Genomic DNA, 16,031 nt, shown 5'->3' on the forward strand with positions numbered 1-16,031 from the left:
CCTGGTGCCCGGTGGCGCGTAGCGATCCGGGCCTGTAAAACCCGTAGGCCGGGCAATCGCAGTGCCGCCCGGCAAAACAGGCAAACGAGGTTCTTATGTCCGTACTCGATCTAAACGCGCTTAATGCATTGCCGAAAGTGGAACGCATTCTGGCACTCGCGGAAACCAACGCCCAGCTGGAAAAGCTCGACGCCGAAGGGCGTGTGGCCTGGGCGCTGGAAAACCTGCCGGGAGACTATGTGCTGTCGTCAAGCTTTGGTATTCAGGCGGCGGTGAGTTTGCACCTGGTGAACCAGATCCGCCCGGACATTCCGGTGATCCTTACCGATACCGGTTACCTGTTCCCGGAAACCTACCAGTTTATTGATGAGCTGACGGATAAACTCAAGCTGAACCTGAAGGTCTACCGCGCGGCTGAAAGCGCGGCCTGGCAGGAGGCGCGCTACGGCAAGCTGTGGGAGCAGGGCGTTGAGGGCATTGAGAAATACAATGAGATCAACAAGGTTGAACCGATGAACCGGGCGCTGAAAGAGCTCAACGCGCAGACGTGGTTTGCCGGTCTGCGCCGCGAGCAGTCGGGCAGCCGGGCTACGCTTCCGGTGCTGGCGGTCCAGCGCGGGGTGTTCAAGGTGTTGCCGATTATCGACTGGGATAACCGGACGGTGTATCAGTACCTGCAAAAGCACGGGCTGAAATACCATCCGCTGTGGGATCAGGGCTATCTGTCGGTAGGCGATACCCACACCACCCGCAAATGGGAGCCGGGCATGGCAGAAGAAGAGACCCGGTTCTTCGGGCTTAAACGCGAGTGCGGATTGCACGAGGGTTAATAGCGCCTCCTGAGGGAGAGAACACGCGGGTGATGCCGCGTGTTCATTTGCAGCCGTCAGCTTTTCTTCTCCACCTTCGCCAGCTCTTTCACCAGCGGCAGCATCACTTTCACGACATCGCGCCCGCGATGCTCGATCCGTCCCGGCAGCGCGTGGTCGATATACTGCTGATTATCCAGCTGCACGTCATGCCAGCTGATGCCCTGCGGGAAGCTGCGCGATTTGCTCCGCTGCTGATAGCCATCTTTCTTGCCTAATGACCAGTTGGTCGCTTCCACCGACAGCACCGGGATCCCCGCGTTGTCGAAGACGCTGGCGTCATTACAGCAGCTGGTGCCTTTCGGGTAAGCCGGATTGAGTCCCGGATTGGTGTAGGCGGCAATGCCTTTGCTGCGGGCGATAGCCAACGCGCGATCGCGGGTCAGCTTGCGTACCGAGGCCGGCGTGCGACGGCCGCTGTTGAAGTAAAGCTTATCGCCCACCACCAGGTTATCGAGATTGATCACCAGCAGGGTATTTTTCTTTTCCGCCTCGCTCATCCGCTGCAGCAGGTTTTGCGCGCCGAGACGACCTTCCTCTTCGCCGCTGGTGGCGATAAAGCGAATGCCATAGCGGGTGGGGACGTTCTTTAAATGCTCCGCCAGCTCCAGCATCACCCCGAGCCCCATCGCGTTGTCGTCAATTCCCTGCAGCGTCAGGCCGCCGAGGTTGTTTTCGACGTCTTTATCGCTCTGCGGCGCGTAGGTATCAAGGTGGGCCATGATGATGATTTGCTGGCGAGACTGGCCTTCATGGGCGGCGATCACCGTACTGCCGGTGGCGTTATGCCAGTTTTTACGCTGGTTGCTGTCGGTATAGATGTAGCGGGTATTGAAGCTCCGCACGTCGCTCTGATAGCCCATCCGGGCGAACTGCTGGCGCAGATAGTCAGCTGAGAGCATTTCCGGGGGCGTTCCGGTCATGCGTCCCGGGAAGACGGTGGCGATATGGCGAGCCTGACTACTGGCGGTGTCGCCCAGCGCGCAGAAGGCGGGGGCGGCGGCGAAAACAAAACCGGTGCCGAGCGCCAGCGGAAGCAGACGGCGGCACAACGCGGAAAACATAAGGGGTCCTTACACGAACGAGACAATTTGACGCGTACAGTATGAAACTGTGACCGCGGTTAAACAATTTCAATTGCTCTTAAATAGCGGAAAAATAGCGTGTTAAGCACTTTTTGATATTTGGATTTCCATCGCGTTATTCCTTTGCGTCACAACTCATTCCATTTCGTAATTTCATTTGCTCTAAGGGGCACCCTATAGTCGCAGTATCGCTGATTGTAAGAGAGTTGTTACCCCGTGGATTACTTGCCCCTTTTTGCCGAACTGAAACAAAGGCCCGTACTGGTGATCGGCGGCGGTGAGATTGCCGAACGCAAGATCAAGTTCCTGCTGCGAGCCCAGGCGCAGGTGCAGGTGGTCGCCGGGACGTTGTCTCCGGCGCTGGCCGATCTGGCGGCGCGCCAGGCGCTTAGCTGGCGGGCGACGGAATTTAGCGACGCTCTGGTGGACGATGTCTTTCTGGTGATTGCCGCCACGGAGGACGAGGCGCTTAACCAGCGGGTGTTTGCGGCGGCTAACGCGCGCTACCGACTGGTCAACGTAGTGGATAACCAGGCGCTGTGCTCGTTTGTTTTCCCTTCTATCGTCGACCGTTCGCCGCTGCTGGTGGCGATCTCCTCCAGCGGGAAAGCGCCGGTGCTGTCGCGCATTCTGCGCGAAAAAATCGAAGCGCTGCTGCCGACGAACCTCGGGCGTCTGGCGGAATCGGCGAGCTACTGGCGCAACCATCTGAAAACCCGTCTGACGACCACCGAAGCGCGTCGCCGCTTTTGGGAGCGGGTCTTTACCGGTCGCTTCGCCAGCCTGATGGTGGCGGGCAACGCTGCGGAGGCGGAAAAGGCGCTGCAGGATGAGCTGGATAAGCCCGAACGCGAAACGGGTGAAATTATTCTGGTAGGGGCTGGACCGGGCGATGCCGGGCTGCTGACCCTGCGTGGCTTGCAGGCGATCCAGCAGGCGGACGTGGTTTTCCACGATCATCTGGTGACCCAGCCGGTTCTCGAGCTGGTGCGCCGCGATGCCGAGCTGGTTTGCGTCGGCAAACGCGCCGGCGAGCACTCGGTGCCGCAGCATGAAACCAATCAGCTGCTGGTGGAGGCGGCGAAGGCGGGGAAAACCGTCGTGCGCCTGAAAGGCGGCGATCCGTTTATTTTTGGCCGCGGCGCTGAAGAGCTGCAGGCCGCCGCCGCTGCGGGCATCCCGTTCCAGGTGGTGCCAGGCGTCACTGCCGCCGCCGGCGCGACGGCCTACGCCGGTATTCCGCTGACCCATCGCGATTATGCGCAAAGCGCCGTCTTTGTCACCGGGCACTATAAGCCGGACAGCGCCCCCTTCGACTGGGCGCTGTTGGCGAAGAGCCAACAGACGCTGGCGATTTACATGGGCACCCTGAAGGCGGCGGAAATCAGCGCCCAGCTGATTGCCCACGGTCGCGACAGCAATACGCCGGTAGCGGTGATATCCCGCGGTACCCGCGACGATCAGCAGACGATAACCGGCACATTGCAACAACTCGAACACCTGGCGAAAGACGCCCCGATGCCCGCCCTGCTGGTGGTCGGCGAAGTGGTGCAGCTGCATCAGCAGCTCGCCTGGTTTCAACATACATCATCCGCCGAGGGGTTTAACTCTTCGGTGGTCAATCTGGCTTAAGGAACGGTTATGGACCAAAAACGACTCACTCACCTGCGGCAACTGGAGGCGGAAAGCATCCATATTATTCGTGAGGTGGCCGCCGAATTTTCTAACCCGGTGATGATGTACTCCATCGGGAAAGATTCCAGCGTAATGCTGCATCTGGCGCGCAAAGCGTTTTATCCGGGAACCCTGCCGTTCCCGCTGCTGCACGTCGATACCGGCTGGAAATTCCGTGAGATGTATGAGTTCCGCGACCGTACCGCCAAAGCCTATGGCTGCGAGCTGCTGGTGCATAAAAACCCGGAAGGGGTGGCGATGGGCATTAACCCGTTCGTCCACGGCAGCGCCAAGCATACCGATATCATGAAAACCGAAGGGCTGAAGCAGGCGCTGAACAAATACGGCTTTGACGCCGCATTCGGCGGCGCGCGCCGTGATGAGGAGAAATCCCGCGCCAAAGAGCGCATCTACTCCTTCCGCGACCGCTTCCACCGCTGGGACCCGAAAAACCAGCGTCCGGAGCTGTGGCACAACTACAACGGCCAGATTAACAAAGGCGAAAGCATCCGCGTCTTCCCGCTCTCCAACTGGACCGAGCTGGATATCTGGCAGTACATCTATCTGGAAAACATCGAAATCGTGCCGCTGTATCTGGCCGCTGAGCGCCCGGTGCTGGAGCGCGACGGCATGCTGATGATGATCGATGACGACCGTATCGATCTGCAGCCGGGCGAAGTGATTGAAAAGCGGATGGTGCGTTTCCGTACCCTCGGCTGCTGGCCGCTGACCGGCGCAGTGGAGTCTGAAGCGCAAACGCTGCCGGAAATTATTGAAGAGATGCTGGTATCCACCACCAGCGAACGTCAGGGGCGCGTCATTGACCGCGACCAGGCCGGCTCGATGGAGCTGAAGAAACGTCAGGGGTATTTCTAAGGAGCCGCCATGAACACGACCATTGCCCAACAAATTGCTAATGAAGGCGGCGTAGAAGCTTATCTGCACGCGCAACAGCACAAGAGCCTGCTGCGTTTTCTGACCTGCGGCAGCGTCGATGACGGTAAAAGCACCCTGATTGGCCGTCTGCTGCACGATACCCGCCAGATCTATGAAGATCAGCTCTCTTCGCTGCATAACGACAGCAAGCGCCACGGCACCCAGGGCGAAAAACTGGACCTGGCGCTGCTGGTGGATGGCCTGCAGGCCGAGCGCGAGCAGGGCATCACCATCGACGTGGCCTATCGCTATTTCTCCACCGAGAAGCGCAAATTTATCATCGCTGACACCCCGGGGCACGAGCAGTACACCCGCAATATGGCCACCGGCGCGTCCACCTGCGATCTGGCGATCCTGCTGATCGACGCGCGCAAAGGCGTGCTGGATCAGACCCGCCGTCACAGCTTTATCTCCACCCTGCTGGGCATTAAACACCTGGTGGTGGCGGTCAACAAAATGGATCTCGTCGAGTTTAGCGAAGCGCTCTTCAACGAGATCCGTGAAGCTTACCTGACCTTTGCCGAGCAGCTGCCGGGCAACCTCGATATCCGCTTTGTACCGCTGTCGGCGCTGGAGGGCGATAACGTCGCCAGTCAGAGCGCGAACATGCCGTGGTACAGCGGCCCGACCCTGCTGGAAGTCCTCGAAACCGTGGAGATCCAACGGGTAGTAGAGAGCCAGCCGCTGCGCTTCCCGGTGCAGTATGTTAACCGTCCGAACCTCGATTTCCGCGGCTTCTCCGGTACGGTCGCCTCCGGCACCGTGCAGGTCGGCCAGCGCCTGAAGGTGCTGCCGTCGGGCGTCGAATCGAGCGTAGCGCGGATCGTCACCTTCGACGGCGATCTGCAGGAAGCCGCCGCCGGGGAAGCCATTACCATTGTGCTGAAAGATGAAATCGACATCAGCCGCGGCGACCTGCTGGTTGACGCGCAAGCCACGCTGCCGGCGGTGCAAAGCGCCAGCATCGACGTAGTATGGATGGCCGAGCAGGCGTTGACCCCGGGGCAGAGCTACGACATCAAAATCGCCGGTAAGAAGACCCGCGCCCGCGTGGACGCTATCCGTTACCAGGTGGATATTAACAACCTGACCCAGCGTGAAGTTGAGTCTCTGCCGCTGAACGGCATCGGGCTGGTGGAGCTGACCTTTGACGAACCTTTAGTGCTGGATCCGTATCAGCAAAACCCGGTGACCGGCGGGCTTATCTTTATCGATCGTCTGACCAACGTCACCGTCGGCGCCGGGATGGTCAACGAGCCGCACCTGCAGGCGTCGACGTCAGCATCGCAGTACAGCGCTTTCGAGCTGGAACTGAACCAGCTGATCCGCAAACACTTCCCGCACTGGGACGCCCGCGACCTGCTGGGAGGCAAATAATGGCCCAGCATGACGAAAACGTCGTCTGGCATGCCCACCCTGTGACCCAGCAGCAGCGGGAACAGCATCACGGCCATCGCGGCGTGGTGCTGTGGTTTACCGGCCTTTCGGGGTCGGGTAAATCCACCGTCGCCGGGGCGCTGGAGGAAGCCTTGCATGAGCGCGGCGTCAGCACCTATCTGCTGGACGGCGATAACGTGCGTCATGGCCTGTGCAGCGACCTGGGATTCAGCGATGAGGATCGCAAAGAGAACATTCGCCGCGTCGGTGAAGTGGCCAGGCTGATGGTTGATGCCGGGCTGGTTGTATTGACGGCATTTATATCTCCGCACCGCGCGGAGCGGCAGATGGTGCGCGAGCGCCTGGGGGAGGGACGCTTTATCGAAGTGTTCGTCGATACCCCGCTGGCCATTTGCGAGGCGCGGGATCCGAAAGGATTGTATAAGAAGGCGCGGGCAGGGGAATTACGCAATTTCACCGGCATAGACTCGGTCTATGAGGCACCGGAAAAGGCGGAAATTCATCTGGATGGTGAACAATTGGTAACAAATTTGGTGCACCAACTATTAGACCTGCTGCAACAGAGCGATATTATCAGATCCTGAAACGGCAGCGGCATCGAGGGGTGCCGGTTGCCCGGTCTACAGGATTCGATATGCGCAATACCCAGAACCTCAGTATTATTCGTTCAGAACCGCCTCCGGCGACCGGCGACGAGACCACCTGGTCTTTGTCGGGCGCTGCCGTGGGCTTTATTTCATGGCTGCTGGCGCTGGGTATTCCCTTCCTTCTCTATGGCAGTAATACACTTTTCTTCCTCCTCTACACCTGGCCATTCTTCCTTGCGTTGATGCCAGTGGCGGTGGTGGTCGGTATTGCGCTGCACTCTCTGCTCAATGGCAAACTGCTCTATAGCGCCAGCGCGACCATCCTGACCGTCGGGCTGATGTTTGCGCTACTCTTCCTCTGGCTGTTGGGATAACCCGTTTCTGGTATGAATCAAGCATGGGTATCAGCGGCAAAAATATGGTACAGTCCCCGCGTTACGCGGCATCGTCCGCGCGCCCCGGTAGCGTACCCGGGCGAGTTTTGGGATGATGATGCCGTTTTTCAGGGGGCAGGATGGGTAAACTAACGCTGCTATTATTAGCTTTGCTGGTCTGGCTACAGTATTCGCTGTGGTTCGGTAAAAACGGCCTGCATGACTACACGCGGGTTAACGACGACGTCACCGCCCAGCAGGCGACTAACGCCAAATTAAAAGCGCGCAACGATCAGCTGTTTGCCGAAATTGACGACCTCAACGGCGGTCAGGAAGCGATCGAGGAGCGTGCGCGCAATGAACTCAGCATGACCCGCCCGGGCGAAACCTTCTATCGTCTGGTACCGGATGCGTCTAAACGCAACCAGGCATCGGGGCAACAGCAGAACAATCGATAACCAGGCCCAGGATTACGACATGGCAGCCACTTTTCCGGGCATTTGCGCCGTGGTGCCGGCAGCCGGTTTCGGCCGCCGCATGCAAACGGAATGCCCGAAACAATATCTCTCAATCGGTAACAAAACGATTCTCGAACACGCGGTCGCCGCGCTGCTGGCGGATCCGCGCGTCCAGCGCGTGGTGATTGCCGTCAGCCCCGGCGATCGGCGCTTCAGCCAGCTGCCGCTGGCCCAGCACCCGCAAATTACCGTCGTGGATGGCGGCGCCGAGCGCGCCGATTCGGTACTCGCCGGCCTGCAGGCGTTACCGGAAGCGCAGTGGGTGCTGGTGCATGACGCCGCGCGCCCCTGCCTGCATCAGGATGACCTCAGCCGCCTGCTGGCACTCTGTGAAACCAGCCGCGTCGGCGGGATCCTCGCGGCCCCGGTGCGCGACACCATGAAGCGCGCCGAGCCGGGCAAAACCGCCGTCGCCCATACCGTCGATCGTAATGACCTGTGGCACGCGCTCACCCCGCAATTTTTCCCTCGCGAGCTGCTGGTGGATTGCCTCACCCGGGCGCTGAACGAGGGGGCCACCATCACCGATGAAGCCTCGGCGCTGGAGTATTGCGGCTTCCATCCGCAGCTGGTCGCCGGACGCGCTGATAATATTAAAGTGACGCGCCCGGAAGATCTGGCGCTGGCGGAATTTTACCTCACCCGTTCCCGACACCAGGAGAAAGCTTAATGCGAATTGGACATGGTTTTGACGTACACGCTTTTGGCGGTGAAGGCCCAATCATCATTGGCGGGGTACGCATTCCTTATGAAAAAGGGCTGCTGGCCCATTCCGACGGCGACGTCGCGCTGCATGCGCTGACCGACGCGCTGCTGGGCGCCGCGGCGCTCGGCGATATTGGCAAGCTGTTCCCGGATACCGATCCGGCGTTTAAAGGCGCCGACAGCCGCGAACTGCTGCGCGAAGCGTGGCGCCGCATTCAGGCCAAAGGCTATACGCTCGGCAACGTCGACGTCACCATTATCGCCCAGGCACCGAAAATGCTGCCGCATATCCCGCAAATGCGTGTCTTTATCGCTGAAGATCTCGGCTGCCATATGGACGACGTCAACGTGAAAGCGACCACCACCGAGAAGCTGGGCTTCACCGGCCGCGGGGAAGGGATCGCCTGCGAAGCGGTCGCGCTGCTGCGTAAGGCCGACAAATGATCGCCTTTGACCAACTGACCTGGCTGCACGGCAAGCCGCAGAGCAGCGGGCTGCTGAAAGCCAATCCGGAAGATTTTCTGGTAGTGGAAGACCTGGGCTTTGCCCCGGACGGCGAAGGCGAGCACGTGCTGGTGCGGATCCTTAAAAACGGCTGCAATACGCGCTTTGTCGCCGACGCGCTGGCGAAATTCCTCAAAATCCATGCCCGTGAAGTGAGCTTCGCCGGGCAAAAAGATAAGCACGCCGTCACCGAGCAGTGGCTGTGCGCTCGGGTGCCTGGCAAAGAGATGCCGGATCTGAGCAAATTTCAGCTTGAGGGCTGCCAGGTACTGGAATATGCCCGCCATAAGCGTAAGCTGCGATTAGGCGCGCTGAAGGGCAACCAGTTTACCCTGATCCTGCGCGAGATTAGCGATCGCCAGGAAGTGGAGACGCGTCTGCAGGCCATCGCTGAACGGGGCGTGCCGAACTATTTCGGCGCTCAGCGCTTCGGCATTGGCGGCAGTAACCTGCAGGGCGCGCTGCGCTGGGCGGAGAGCGGTGCGCCGGTGCGCGATCGCAATAAGCGCAGTTTTTGGTTGTCGGCGGCCCGCAGCGCGTTGTTTAATCAGCAAGTCAGTATTAGATTAAAAAAAACGGAATTTAATCAGGTTGTTGATGGCGATGCGCTACAATTAGCGGGGCGTGGGAGCTGGTTTGTCGTCACACCGGAAGAACTCGAGGTTTCGCAGGCGCGGGTGCACAACCGCGAACTGATGATCACGGCTGCGCTACCGGGCAGCGGCGACTGGGGAAGCCAGCGCGACGCCCTGGCCGCCGAGCAGGCCGCCATCGCCGAGGAAACCTCGCTGCAGACACTGTTGGTGCGGGAGAAAGTCGAGGCGGCGCGCCGGGCGATGCTCCTCTATCCGCAGCAGTTGAGCTGGAACTGGTGGGATGATGTAACCGTTGAACTGCGTTTCTGGCTGCCGGCGGGCAGCTTCGCCACCAGCGTGGTCAGGGAGCTTATCAATACAACGGGTGACTATGCGAATATTGCTGAGTAACGATGACGGGATCCATGCGCCGGGGATACAGACCCTGGCGAAGGCCTTAAGGGAGTTTGCCGAGGTCCAGGTGGTTGCACCCGATCGTAACCGCAGCGGGGCTTCGAATTCGCTGACGCTGGAATCGTCATTGCGCACCTTTACCTATGAAAATGGCGATATCGCCGTCCAGATGGGGACGCCGACGGACTGCGTCTACCTTGGCGTGAACGCGCTGATGCGCCCGCGCCCGGACATCGTCGTTTCCGGCATCAACGCCGGACCCAACCTGGGCGATGACGTCATTTACTCCGGCACCGTGGCGGCGGCGATGGAAGGCCGCCATCTGGGGTTCCCCGCGCTGGCCGTGTCGCTCAATGGCTATCAACACTACGACACCGCCGCGGCGGTGACCTGTACTCTCCTGCGCGGACTCAGCCGTGAACCGCTGCGCACCGGGCGGATCCTCAACGTCAATGTCCCGGACCTGCCCCTTGACCAGATCAAAGGCATCCGCGTGACCCGCTGCGGCAACCGCCATCCTGCCGACCAGGTGATTCCGCAAAAGGATCCGCGCGGCAATACCCTGTACTGGATAGGCCCCCCGGGCGATAAGCGCGACGCCGGGCCGGGCACCGATTTTGCGGCAGTGGATGAAGGCTATGTTTCCGTTACGCCATTGCACGTCGATTTAACCGCCCATCAGGCGCATGAGGTGGTCACCGATTGGCTGGAACGTGTCGGGGTTGACAGGCAATGGTAAGTAAACGTGTTGAAAGTTTGTTGAATCAACTGCGCACGCAGGGCATCGTCGATGAACGTGTCCTCGAGGCGATCGCGCGCGTCCCGCGCGAAAAGTTTGTTGATGAAGCCTTTGAACATAAAGCGTGGGAAAACACCGCGCTGCCGATTGGCCAGGGGCAAACCATCTCCCAGCCGTACATGGTGGCGCGGATGACCGAGCTGCTGACGTTGACGCCGGAGTCGCGGGTGCTGGAGATCGGCACCGGTTCCGGTTACCAGACGGCCATCCTGGCGCATCTGGTGCATCACGTTTGCTCGGTAGAGCGAATTAAGAGTTTACAGTGGCAGGCGCGTCGTCGCCTGAAACAACTTGATTTACATAATGTTTCAACCCGTCATGGCGATGGGTGGCAAGGTTGGCAGGCGCGGGCGCCGTTTGATGCCATTATTGTGACGGCGGCGCCGCCGGAAATACCTACCGCGCTGCTGGCGCAGCTGGATGACGACGGCGTGCTGGTACTGCCGGTTGGCGAGGAGCATCAGTTTCTCAAACGGATCCGTCGCCGGGGCAACGAATTTATCATTGATACCGTCGAGGCCGTTCGCTTTGTTCCCCTGGTGAAAGGGGAGCTGGCCTGAGACCCGGATTATTCCAGGTTTTTTTTGCCTGACTTTAGGCGTAGGGTGGACACATTTTTCAGTGTCCTGGCCGGGCGTCGCCCGGTAAGCAAGATATTGGCAGTTAACATATTCCTGGGGGATAAATGAGCGCGGGAAGCACCAAATTTACCGTCAGCCGTATTGCGGCTCTTTCACTGGTTTCACTCTGGCTGGCCGGATGTACCAACACCAATAATCCGCCTGCGCCGGTCAGCTCTGCCGGCGGTGCCGCCTCTTCCAGCACCAACTCCGGCATGTTGATTACGCCGCCATCCTCCGGCGTCAAGTCTGCTCCTCAGGCGCAGCCGATCCAGCCGGTACAGACCCAGACCATTCAGCCGCAGCCAATGGCGCAGGAGCCGGTGCAGACGGTGAATGGCAAGATCGTTTACAACCGCAAATATGGCGATATTCCGAAAGGTAGCTATACCGGCGGCAGTACCTATACGGTCAAACGCGGCGACACCCTGTTCTATATCGCCTGGGTCACCGGCAACGATTTCCGTGACCTGGCGCAACGCAACAATGTCCCGGCCCCGTACGCCCTGAACGTCGGCCAGGTGCTGCAGGTCGGCAACGCTTCAGGCCAGCCGATCACCGGTGAAAATGCCGTTTCTCAGGCCAGCGCAAGGGCGAGCGGCGGTGCGACGGCCACCACAACTTCTGCACAAAAATCGACCGCGGTGGTTGCTTCACAACCGACTATTACGTATTCTGAATCCTCAGGTGAACAAAGTGCTACCAAGATGTTGCCTAATAATAAACCAGCGACCACGACCTCGACGGTCGTCGCGCCGGTGACGGCACCAACAACGGTGAGCACAACCCAGCCGACTGCAAGCAGTACGTCAACCAGTTCGCCGATCTCATCATGGCGCTGGCCGACTGATGGCAAAGTTATCGAGAACTTTAGTGGCGCGGAAGGCGGCAATAAAGGTATCGACATTGCAGGCAGTAAGGGACAGGCTATTGTCGCGACCGCCGATGGGCGCGTCGTCTATGCCGGTAACGCACTGCGCGGCTACGGTAATCTTATTATCATCAAACACAACGATGATTACCTGAGTGCCTACGCTCATAACGATACCATGCTGGTTCGGGAGCAACAGGAAGTCAAAGCGGGGCAGAAAATCGCTACCATGGGTAGCACCGGAACCAGCTCAACAAGATTACATTTTGAAATTCGTTACAAGGGGAAATCCGTCAACCCGCTGCAGTACTTACCGCAGCGATAATTTGGCAAAGTACGGATAAGCGAAGCATTAGCTAACAGGCGCCAGGGCGGTGTCTATGCGCCTCTCGCAGAGAGGAGTAGGGGAAATCGTCCTGGCGTCTTTTGTTGATGCGCCGTGGAAGGTGCTTTGCTCAGGGATCACGGGTAGGAGCCACCTTTATGAGTCAGAATACGCTGAAAGTTCATGATTTAAATGAAGACGCGGAATTTGATGAGAACGGAATTGAGGTTTTCGACGAGAAGGCCTTAGTAGAAGAGGAACCCAGTGATAGCGATCTGGCTGAGGAAGAGCTGCTGTCGCAAGGCGCAACGCAACGCGTGCTTGACGCCACTCAGCTTTATCTTGGAGAGATTGGTTATTCCCCACTGCTGACCGCGGAAGAGGAAGTCTATTTCGCGCGTCGCGCACTGCGTGGTGATGTCGCTTCACGCCGTCGCATGATTGAAAGCAACCTGCGTCTGGTGGTGAAGATTGCCCGTCGTTACAGCAATCGTGGTCTGGCGCTGCTGGATCTGATTGAAGAAGGTAACCTCGGCCTGATCCGCGCCGTTGAGAAGTTTGACCCGGAACGTGGGTTCCGTTTTTCGACCTATGCGACCTGGTGGATCCGCCAGACCATTGAACGGGCGATCATGAACCAAACCCGTACGATCCGTTTGCCGATCCACATTGTCAAAGAGCTGAACGTCTATCTGCGTACCGCGCGCGAGTTGTCCCATAAGCTGGACCACGAGCCGAGCGCGGAAGAGATTGCCGAACAGCTGGACAAACCGGTCGATGACGTCAGCCGTATGCTGCGTCTGAACGAGCGCATCACCTCGGTGGATACCCCGCTGGGTGGCGATTCAGAAAAAGCGCTGCTGGATATTCTTGCCGATGAGAAAGAGAACGGCCCGGAAGACACCACGCAGGACGATGATATGAAACAAAGCATCGTTAAATGGCTGTTCGAACTGAACGCCAAGCAGCGTGAGGTTCTGGCGCGTCGTTTCGGTCTGCTGGGTTATGAAGCCGCCACCCTGGAAGATGTGGGCCGTGAAATTGGCCTCACCCGCGAGCGTGTGCGTCAGATCCAGGTGGAAGGTCTGCGTCGTCTGCGGGAAATTCTGCAGGGGCAAGGACTGAATATCGAAGCGCTCTTCCGCGAATAAGATCTTTTCTCTCAAAAAGGCCCCCTCGAAAGTCGGGGGCCTTTTTCTTTACGCTAGCCGCGGCGGGTTTCCTGCAGATGGCGCCAGACAATTTTCCCTTCCGCTTGCTGAAAAATCGCCGTCGACCAGCGTACGTTCTCACTGCCATCCGCCAGCGTTTGGCGTTCACGGTATAGCACGGCGGCGCCGTCGTGCCACTCGCTGATGATTTTCGTCTGATCCACCACGATGTGTAATCCCGGACGGCTTGCGCCCGCCTGGTGGAAAAAACGGCTCACCGTCGGGTAGTCCATCTTATCGCCGCTCAGAGGGATCATAGTGAATTCGGCGGCAAAACGGCTCATCAGCGCCTCAGCGCTCCCTTCCCCCTGGCTTAACCAGCGTTCGATAAGGACATGGGCGTCGAGGACTTCCTGCAGATACGGGTTCATGACTTCTCCAGAGTGGTGTGCAGGCGATGGATAATCGCCCGATTATTCAGCCGCAGGCAACACAGCAGCGGCAACAGGGTTATGGCGGCGGCGCAGCTAAACGCGCCTTGCCAGGCGTAGGCCGGCGGGAATATCCTCAGCAGCAGAGCGAGCAGCGCGCTGCCGGCAAAGAAGCTGAGCTGGCGGTTAAGGTTCCACAGCGCGCTGGCGTCAGGCATCTCTTCGCCAGGCGTATGCAGGAAAGCGCTGCTTTGCGCGGTGCTGCTGCATAAGCTGCCTCCGCCGCCCATCAGCGTAAAGGCCAGAATCAACAGCGCCAGCGGGCTGTGCGCATCGACCTGCAGCAGCAGCAGGATCCCTGCCGCCTGAAGCAGGCAGCCGACTATCACCAGAGGCCGCGGTCCGAAGCGGTTGAAATACCTGCCGGTAAAGGTGATGGCGACAAACGAGGCCAGCGACCAGGGCACCATCAGGGCGCCAATGGCCCCCGGCGCCATCCCGGTGACGCGTTGCAGGTAGAACATTCCCACGACGTTGACGCCAATAAACATCCCCGGTACGCAGAGATAAATAAGCATGGCGAAGCGCAGGAGAGGATCGGCCAGCAACGACAGCGGGAGCAAGCGGGCCGGCCGGACAGGGGCGGAGGTGTCGTTCAGCCATCGCGCCGCCAGCATAAAGGTAAGCAGGGCGACAGGCAGGCTGGCGAAAAAGACCCAGCGCCAGCTGAAGGCCTGGACTAGCAGACCGCCGATCGCCGGCGAGCAGGCGGGCGCCAGCAGGCCGACCAGCATCACCGCCGCCGATAGCTTCGCCCGCTCCTGCGGCTGAAACAGCGGCCAGGTCAGCGCCTGACCGAGGGGGATTAGCAGCCCGCCGCCCATCCCCTGCAACGTCCGCCAGAAAATCAGCGCACCCAGGCTGTGGGCCAGCCCTGATGCCAGCGCGCCGAGGCTGAACAGCCCCAGCGAGAGTAAAAACAGCCGTTTTGGTCCACAGCGCTGGCTGAGCCAGGCGCTGAACGGCACGACGACCGTCAGGCCAAGAATATAGGCATTGCTGACCCACGCCAGCTGCGAGACGGATACCGCCAGCGCGTGGCTGATAGCCGGGAAGGCGATGCTGGCGATAAACATATTGATTAAGTCGAGAAAAAAGCCGAACAGAAAAACGGTGGCAACGCGGTGGCGATAGGTCATGATTCACTCCCTCAGACAGGCGGCTACTGTAAACCCGGCGCCACGGGGGATAAACGGGGTGAATCGGGATATACTGTCTGAATATTTTTGACAATCATCCGGACGACGATGCTAAACCTTCAGCGCGTGACCATGTTTATCGCCGTGGTGGACGCCGGCAGCTTCACCCAGGCCGCCGCGGCGCTGGGGCAGACCAAAGCGGTGGTCAGCTTTAACGTAAGGCAACTGGAAAATGAGCTGGGGGTGACCCTGCTGCTGCGTTCGACGCGCCGTCTGCGGCTCACTGACGCCGGGGCGCTGTTCTATCAGCGTGGGGTGGCGCTGCTGAAAGCGGCGGAAAATCTGCAGGATGAGGTTCGGGCCAGCCATAGCGGTTTAAGCGGAGAGCTGCGGATCACCACTACGCCGGAGTATGGCGCACAGGTTATCATCCCGGCGCTGGCGGCGTTTTCCCGTCATCATCCGGCGTTACGGGTGCGGCACGTCTCGTCCTCCCATCATGCGGATCTTATCTCCGAACGATTTGACGTGGCGATACGCCTCGGCACGTTGGCCGATTCCCGCTACCGGGCGACGCGGATTGCCAGTTTTGCGATCCTGCCCGTCGCCTCACCGGCCTGGCTGGCGAGCCATCCGCTGCAGACGCTGTCCGATCTGGCGCAAGCTGACTGGATTATTCACGAGCGTCTGCCGGCGCCGCTGCGCTGGCAGCTGCGAACGGATGAACAGGCAGAGGTGGATTTTACGATAGTCAACGCGCCACGGTTTTCAGCCGACAGCGCCACGGCGCTGATGAGCTTTGCTCTGGCCGGATGCGGCGTCGCTTTGCTGCCTGCCTGGCTGGTGGCCGGGAAACTGGCGCAGCGGGAGCTGGTGGCTGTCCTGCCGGAATACCATTTCCCGCCGCAGGGCGTGTATGCCCTTTTTCCCGATGCGCAGCATATGCCGACCCGGGTGCGGGCGTTTATCGACTTTCTGCGTGAGCAGCTCGACTAG

Annotated in this window: 18 protein-coding genes; 15 read left to right on the forward strand and 3 right to left on the reverse strand. The window is 59.6% G+C overall.

What is annotated here, in order from left to right; all coding sequences use genetic code 11:
• The first annotated feature begins 95 nt into the window (after positions 1 to 95).
• Positions 96 to 830 (forward strand): phosphoadenosine phosphosulfate reductase, encoded by a 735-nt coding sequence (cysH, locus tag KHQ24_RS12285; RefSeq protein ID WP_004205586.1) that lies wholly within the window; start codon positions 96 to 98, stop codon positions 828 to 830.
• A gap of 56 nt (positions 831 to 886) precedes the next feature.
• On the opposite strand, the gene KHQ24_RS12290 is transcribed toward cysH, so the two are convergent.
• Positions 887 to 1,933, reverse strand: a complete 1,047-nt coding sequence (locus KHQ24_RS12290) for an aminopeptidase (protein WP_017899183.1) — start codon at positions 1,931 to 1,933, stop codon at positions 887 to 889.
• 246 nt (positions 1,934 to 2,179) lie between these two features.
• On the opposite strand from KHQ24_RS12290, the gene cysG reads away from it, so the two are divergent.
• From cysG to rpoS, 13 genes are all read left to right on the forward strand, one after another.
• Positions 2,180 to 3,586 (forward strand): siroheme synthase CysG, encoded by a 1,407-nt coding sequence (gene cysG / locus KHQ24_RS12295; protein ID WP_200983631.1) that lies wholly within the window; start codon positions 2,180 to 2,182, stop codon positions 3,584 to 3,586.
• A 9-nt stretch (positions 3,587 to 3,595) separates the two neighbouring features.
• A complete protein-coding gene (gene cysD, locus KHQ24_RS12300; RefSeq protein ID WP_002915160.1) occupies positions 3,596 to 4,504 on the forward strand; it encodes a sulfate adenylyltransferase subunit CysD in 909 nt (302 codons plus the stop codon).
• Between the two features lie 9 nt (positions 4,505 to 4,513).
• Positions 4,514 to 5,941, forward strand: coding sequence for a sulfate adenylyltransferase subunit CysN (gene cysN / locus KHQ24_RS12305; RefSeq protein ID WP_017899181.1), 1,428 nt, complete (start codon positions 4,514 to 4,516; stop codon positions 5,939 to 5,941).
• Positions 5,941 to 6,546, forward strand: coding sequence for an adenylyl-sulfate kinase (gene cysC, locus KHQ24_RS12310; protein WP_002915158.1), 606 nt, complete (start codon positions 5,941 to 5,943; stop codon positions 6,544 to 6,546). Before cysN ends, cysC begins: the two co-directional genes overlap by 1 nt.
• Positions 6,547 to 6,596: 50 nt before the next feature.
• Entirely contained in the window at positions 6,597 to 6,923 is a 327-nt protein-coding gene (locus KHQ24_RS12315; RefSeq protein ID WP_004205590.1) for a DUF3561 family protein, read from the forward strand.
• Between the two features lie 140 nt (positions 6,924 to 7,063).
• The gene (gene ftsB, locus KHQ24_RS12320; RefSeq protein WP_002915156.1) at positions 7,064 to 7,381 is read left to right on the forward strand and encodes a cell division protein FtsB; all 318 of its coding nucleotides are present in this window, start codon (positions 7,064 to 7,066) and stop codon (positions 7,379 to 7,381) included.
• Between the two features lie 19 nt (positions 7,382 to 7,400).
• The gene (gene ispD / locus KHQ24_RS12325) at positions 7,401 to 8,111 is read left to right on the forward strand and encodes a 2-C-methyl-D-erythritol 4-phosphate cytidylyltransferase (RefSeq protein WP_017899180.1); all 711 of its coding nucleotides are present in this window, start codon (positions 7,401 to 7,403) and stop codon (positions 8,109 to 8,111) included.
• Positions 8,111 to 8,590, forward strand: coding sequence for a 2-C-methyl-D-erythritol 2,4-cyclodiphosphate synthase (ispF, locus tag KHQ24_RS12330; RefSeq protein WP_004181093.1), 480 nt, complete (start codon positions 8,111 to 8,113; stop codon positions 8,588 to 8,590). The genes ispD and ispF overlap by 1 nt, the downstream gene beginning before the upstream one ends.
• On the forward strand, positions 8,587 to 9,636 hold the full coding sequence (truD, locus tag KHQ24_RS12335) for a tRNA pseudouridine(13) synthase TruD (protein ID WP_004205599.1): 1,050 nt from the start codon (positions 8,587 to 8,589) through the stop codon (positions 9,634 to 9,636). Before ispF ends, truD begins: the two co-directional genes overlap by 4 nt.
• Positions 9,617 to 10,378 carry a 5'/3'-nucleotidase SurE gene (surE, locus tag KHQ24_RS12340; RefSeq protein WP_004205600.1) on the forward strand — a complete coding sequence of 254 codons (762 nt, stop codon included), beginning with the start codon at positions 9,617 to 9,619 and terminating at the stop codon, positions 10,376 to 10,378. The genes truD and surE overlap by 20 nt, the downstream gene beginning before the upstream one ends.
• A complete protein-coding gene (locus tag KHQ24_RS12345) occupies positions 10,372 to 10,998 on the forward strand; it encodes a protein-L-isoaspartate(D-aspartate) O-methyltransferase (protein ID WP_004205602.1) in 627 nt (208 codons plus the stop codon). The genes surE and KHQ24_RS12345 overlap by 7 nt, the downstream gene beginning before the upstream one ends.
• A 125-nt stretch (positions 10,999 to 11,123) precedes the next feature.
• Complete coding sequence (gene nlpD / locus KHQ24_RS12350; protein ID WP_004205605.1) at positions 11,124 to 12,254, forward strand: murein hydrolase activator NlpD; 1,131 nt, start codon at positions 11,124 to 11,126, stop codon at positions 12,252 to 12,254.
• A gap of 158 nt (positions 12,255 to 12,412) precedes the next feature.
• Positions 12,413 to 13,405: an RNA polymerase sigma factor RpoS gene (gene rpoS / locus KHQ24_RS12355; protein ID WP_002915106.1), complete on the forward strand. Its 993-nt coding sequence runs from the start codon at positions 12,413 to 12,415 to the stop codon at positions 13,403 to 13,405.
• A 53-nt stretch (positions 13,406 to 13,458) separates the two neighbouring features.
• Here rpoS and KHQ24_RS12360 read toward each other — a convergent pair whose 3' ends face one another.
• Both KHQ24_RS12360 and KHQ24_RS12365 read right to left on the reverse strand, forming a co-directional pair.
• Positions 13,459 to 13,836: a DUF4440 domain-containing protein gene (locus KHQ24_RS12360; RefSeq protein WP_032456524.1), complete on the reverse strand. Its 378-nt coding sequence runs from the start codon at positions 13,834 to 13,836 to the stop codon at positions 13,459 to 13,461.
• The gene (locus KHQ24_RS12365) at positions 13,833 to 15,035 is read right to left on the reverse strand and encodes an MFS transporter (protein ID WP_004205608.1); all 1,203 of its coding nucleotides are present in this window, start codon (positions 15,033 to 15,035) and stop codon (positions 13,833 to 13,835) included. The genes KHQ24_RS12360 and KHQ24_RS12365 overlap by 4 nt, the downstream gene beginning before the upstream one ends.
• 108 nt (positions 15,036 to 15,143) lie before the next feature.
• On the opposite strand from KHQ24_RS12365, the gene KHQ24_RS12370 reads away from it, so the two are divergent.
• Positions 15,144 to 16,031, forward strand: a complete 888-nt coding sequence (locus KHQ24_RS12370; protein WP_004205610.1) for a LysR family transcriptional regulator — start codon at positions 15,144 to 15,146, stop codon at positions 16,029 to 16,031.

The organism is Klebsiella sp. 54, from assembly GCF_018223875.1.
GTDB classification, from domain to species: Bacteria; Pseudomonadota; Gammaproteobacteria; order Enterobacterales; family Enterobacteriaceae; genus Klebsiella; species Klebsiella quasipneumoniae.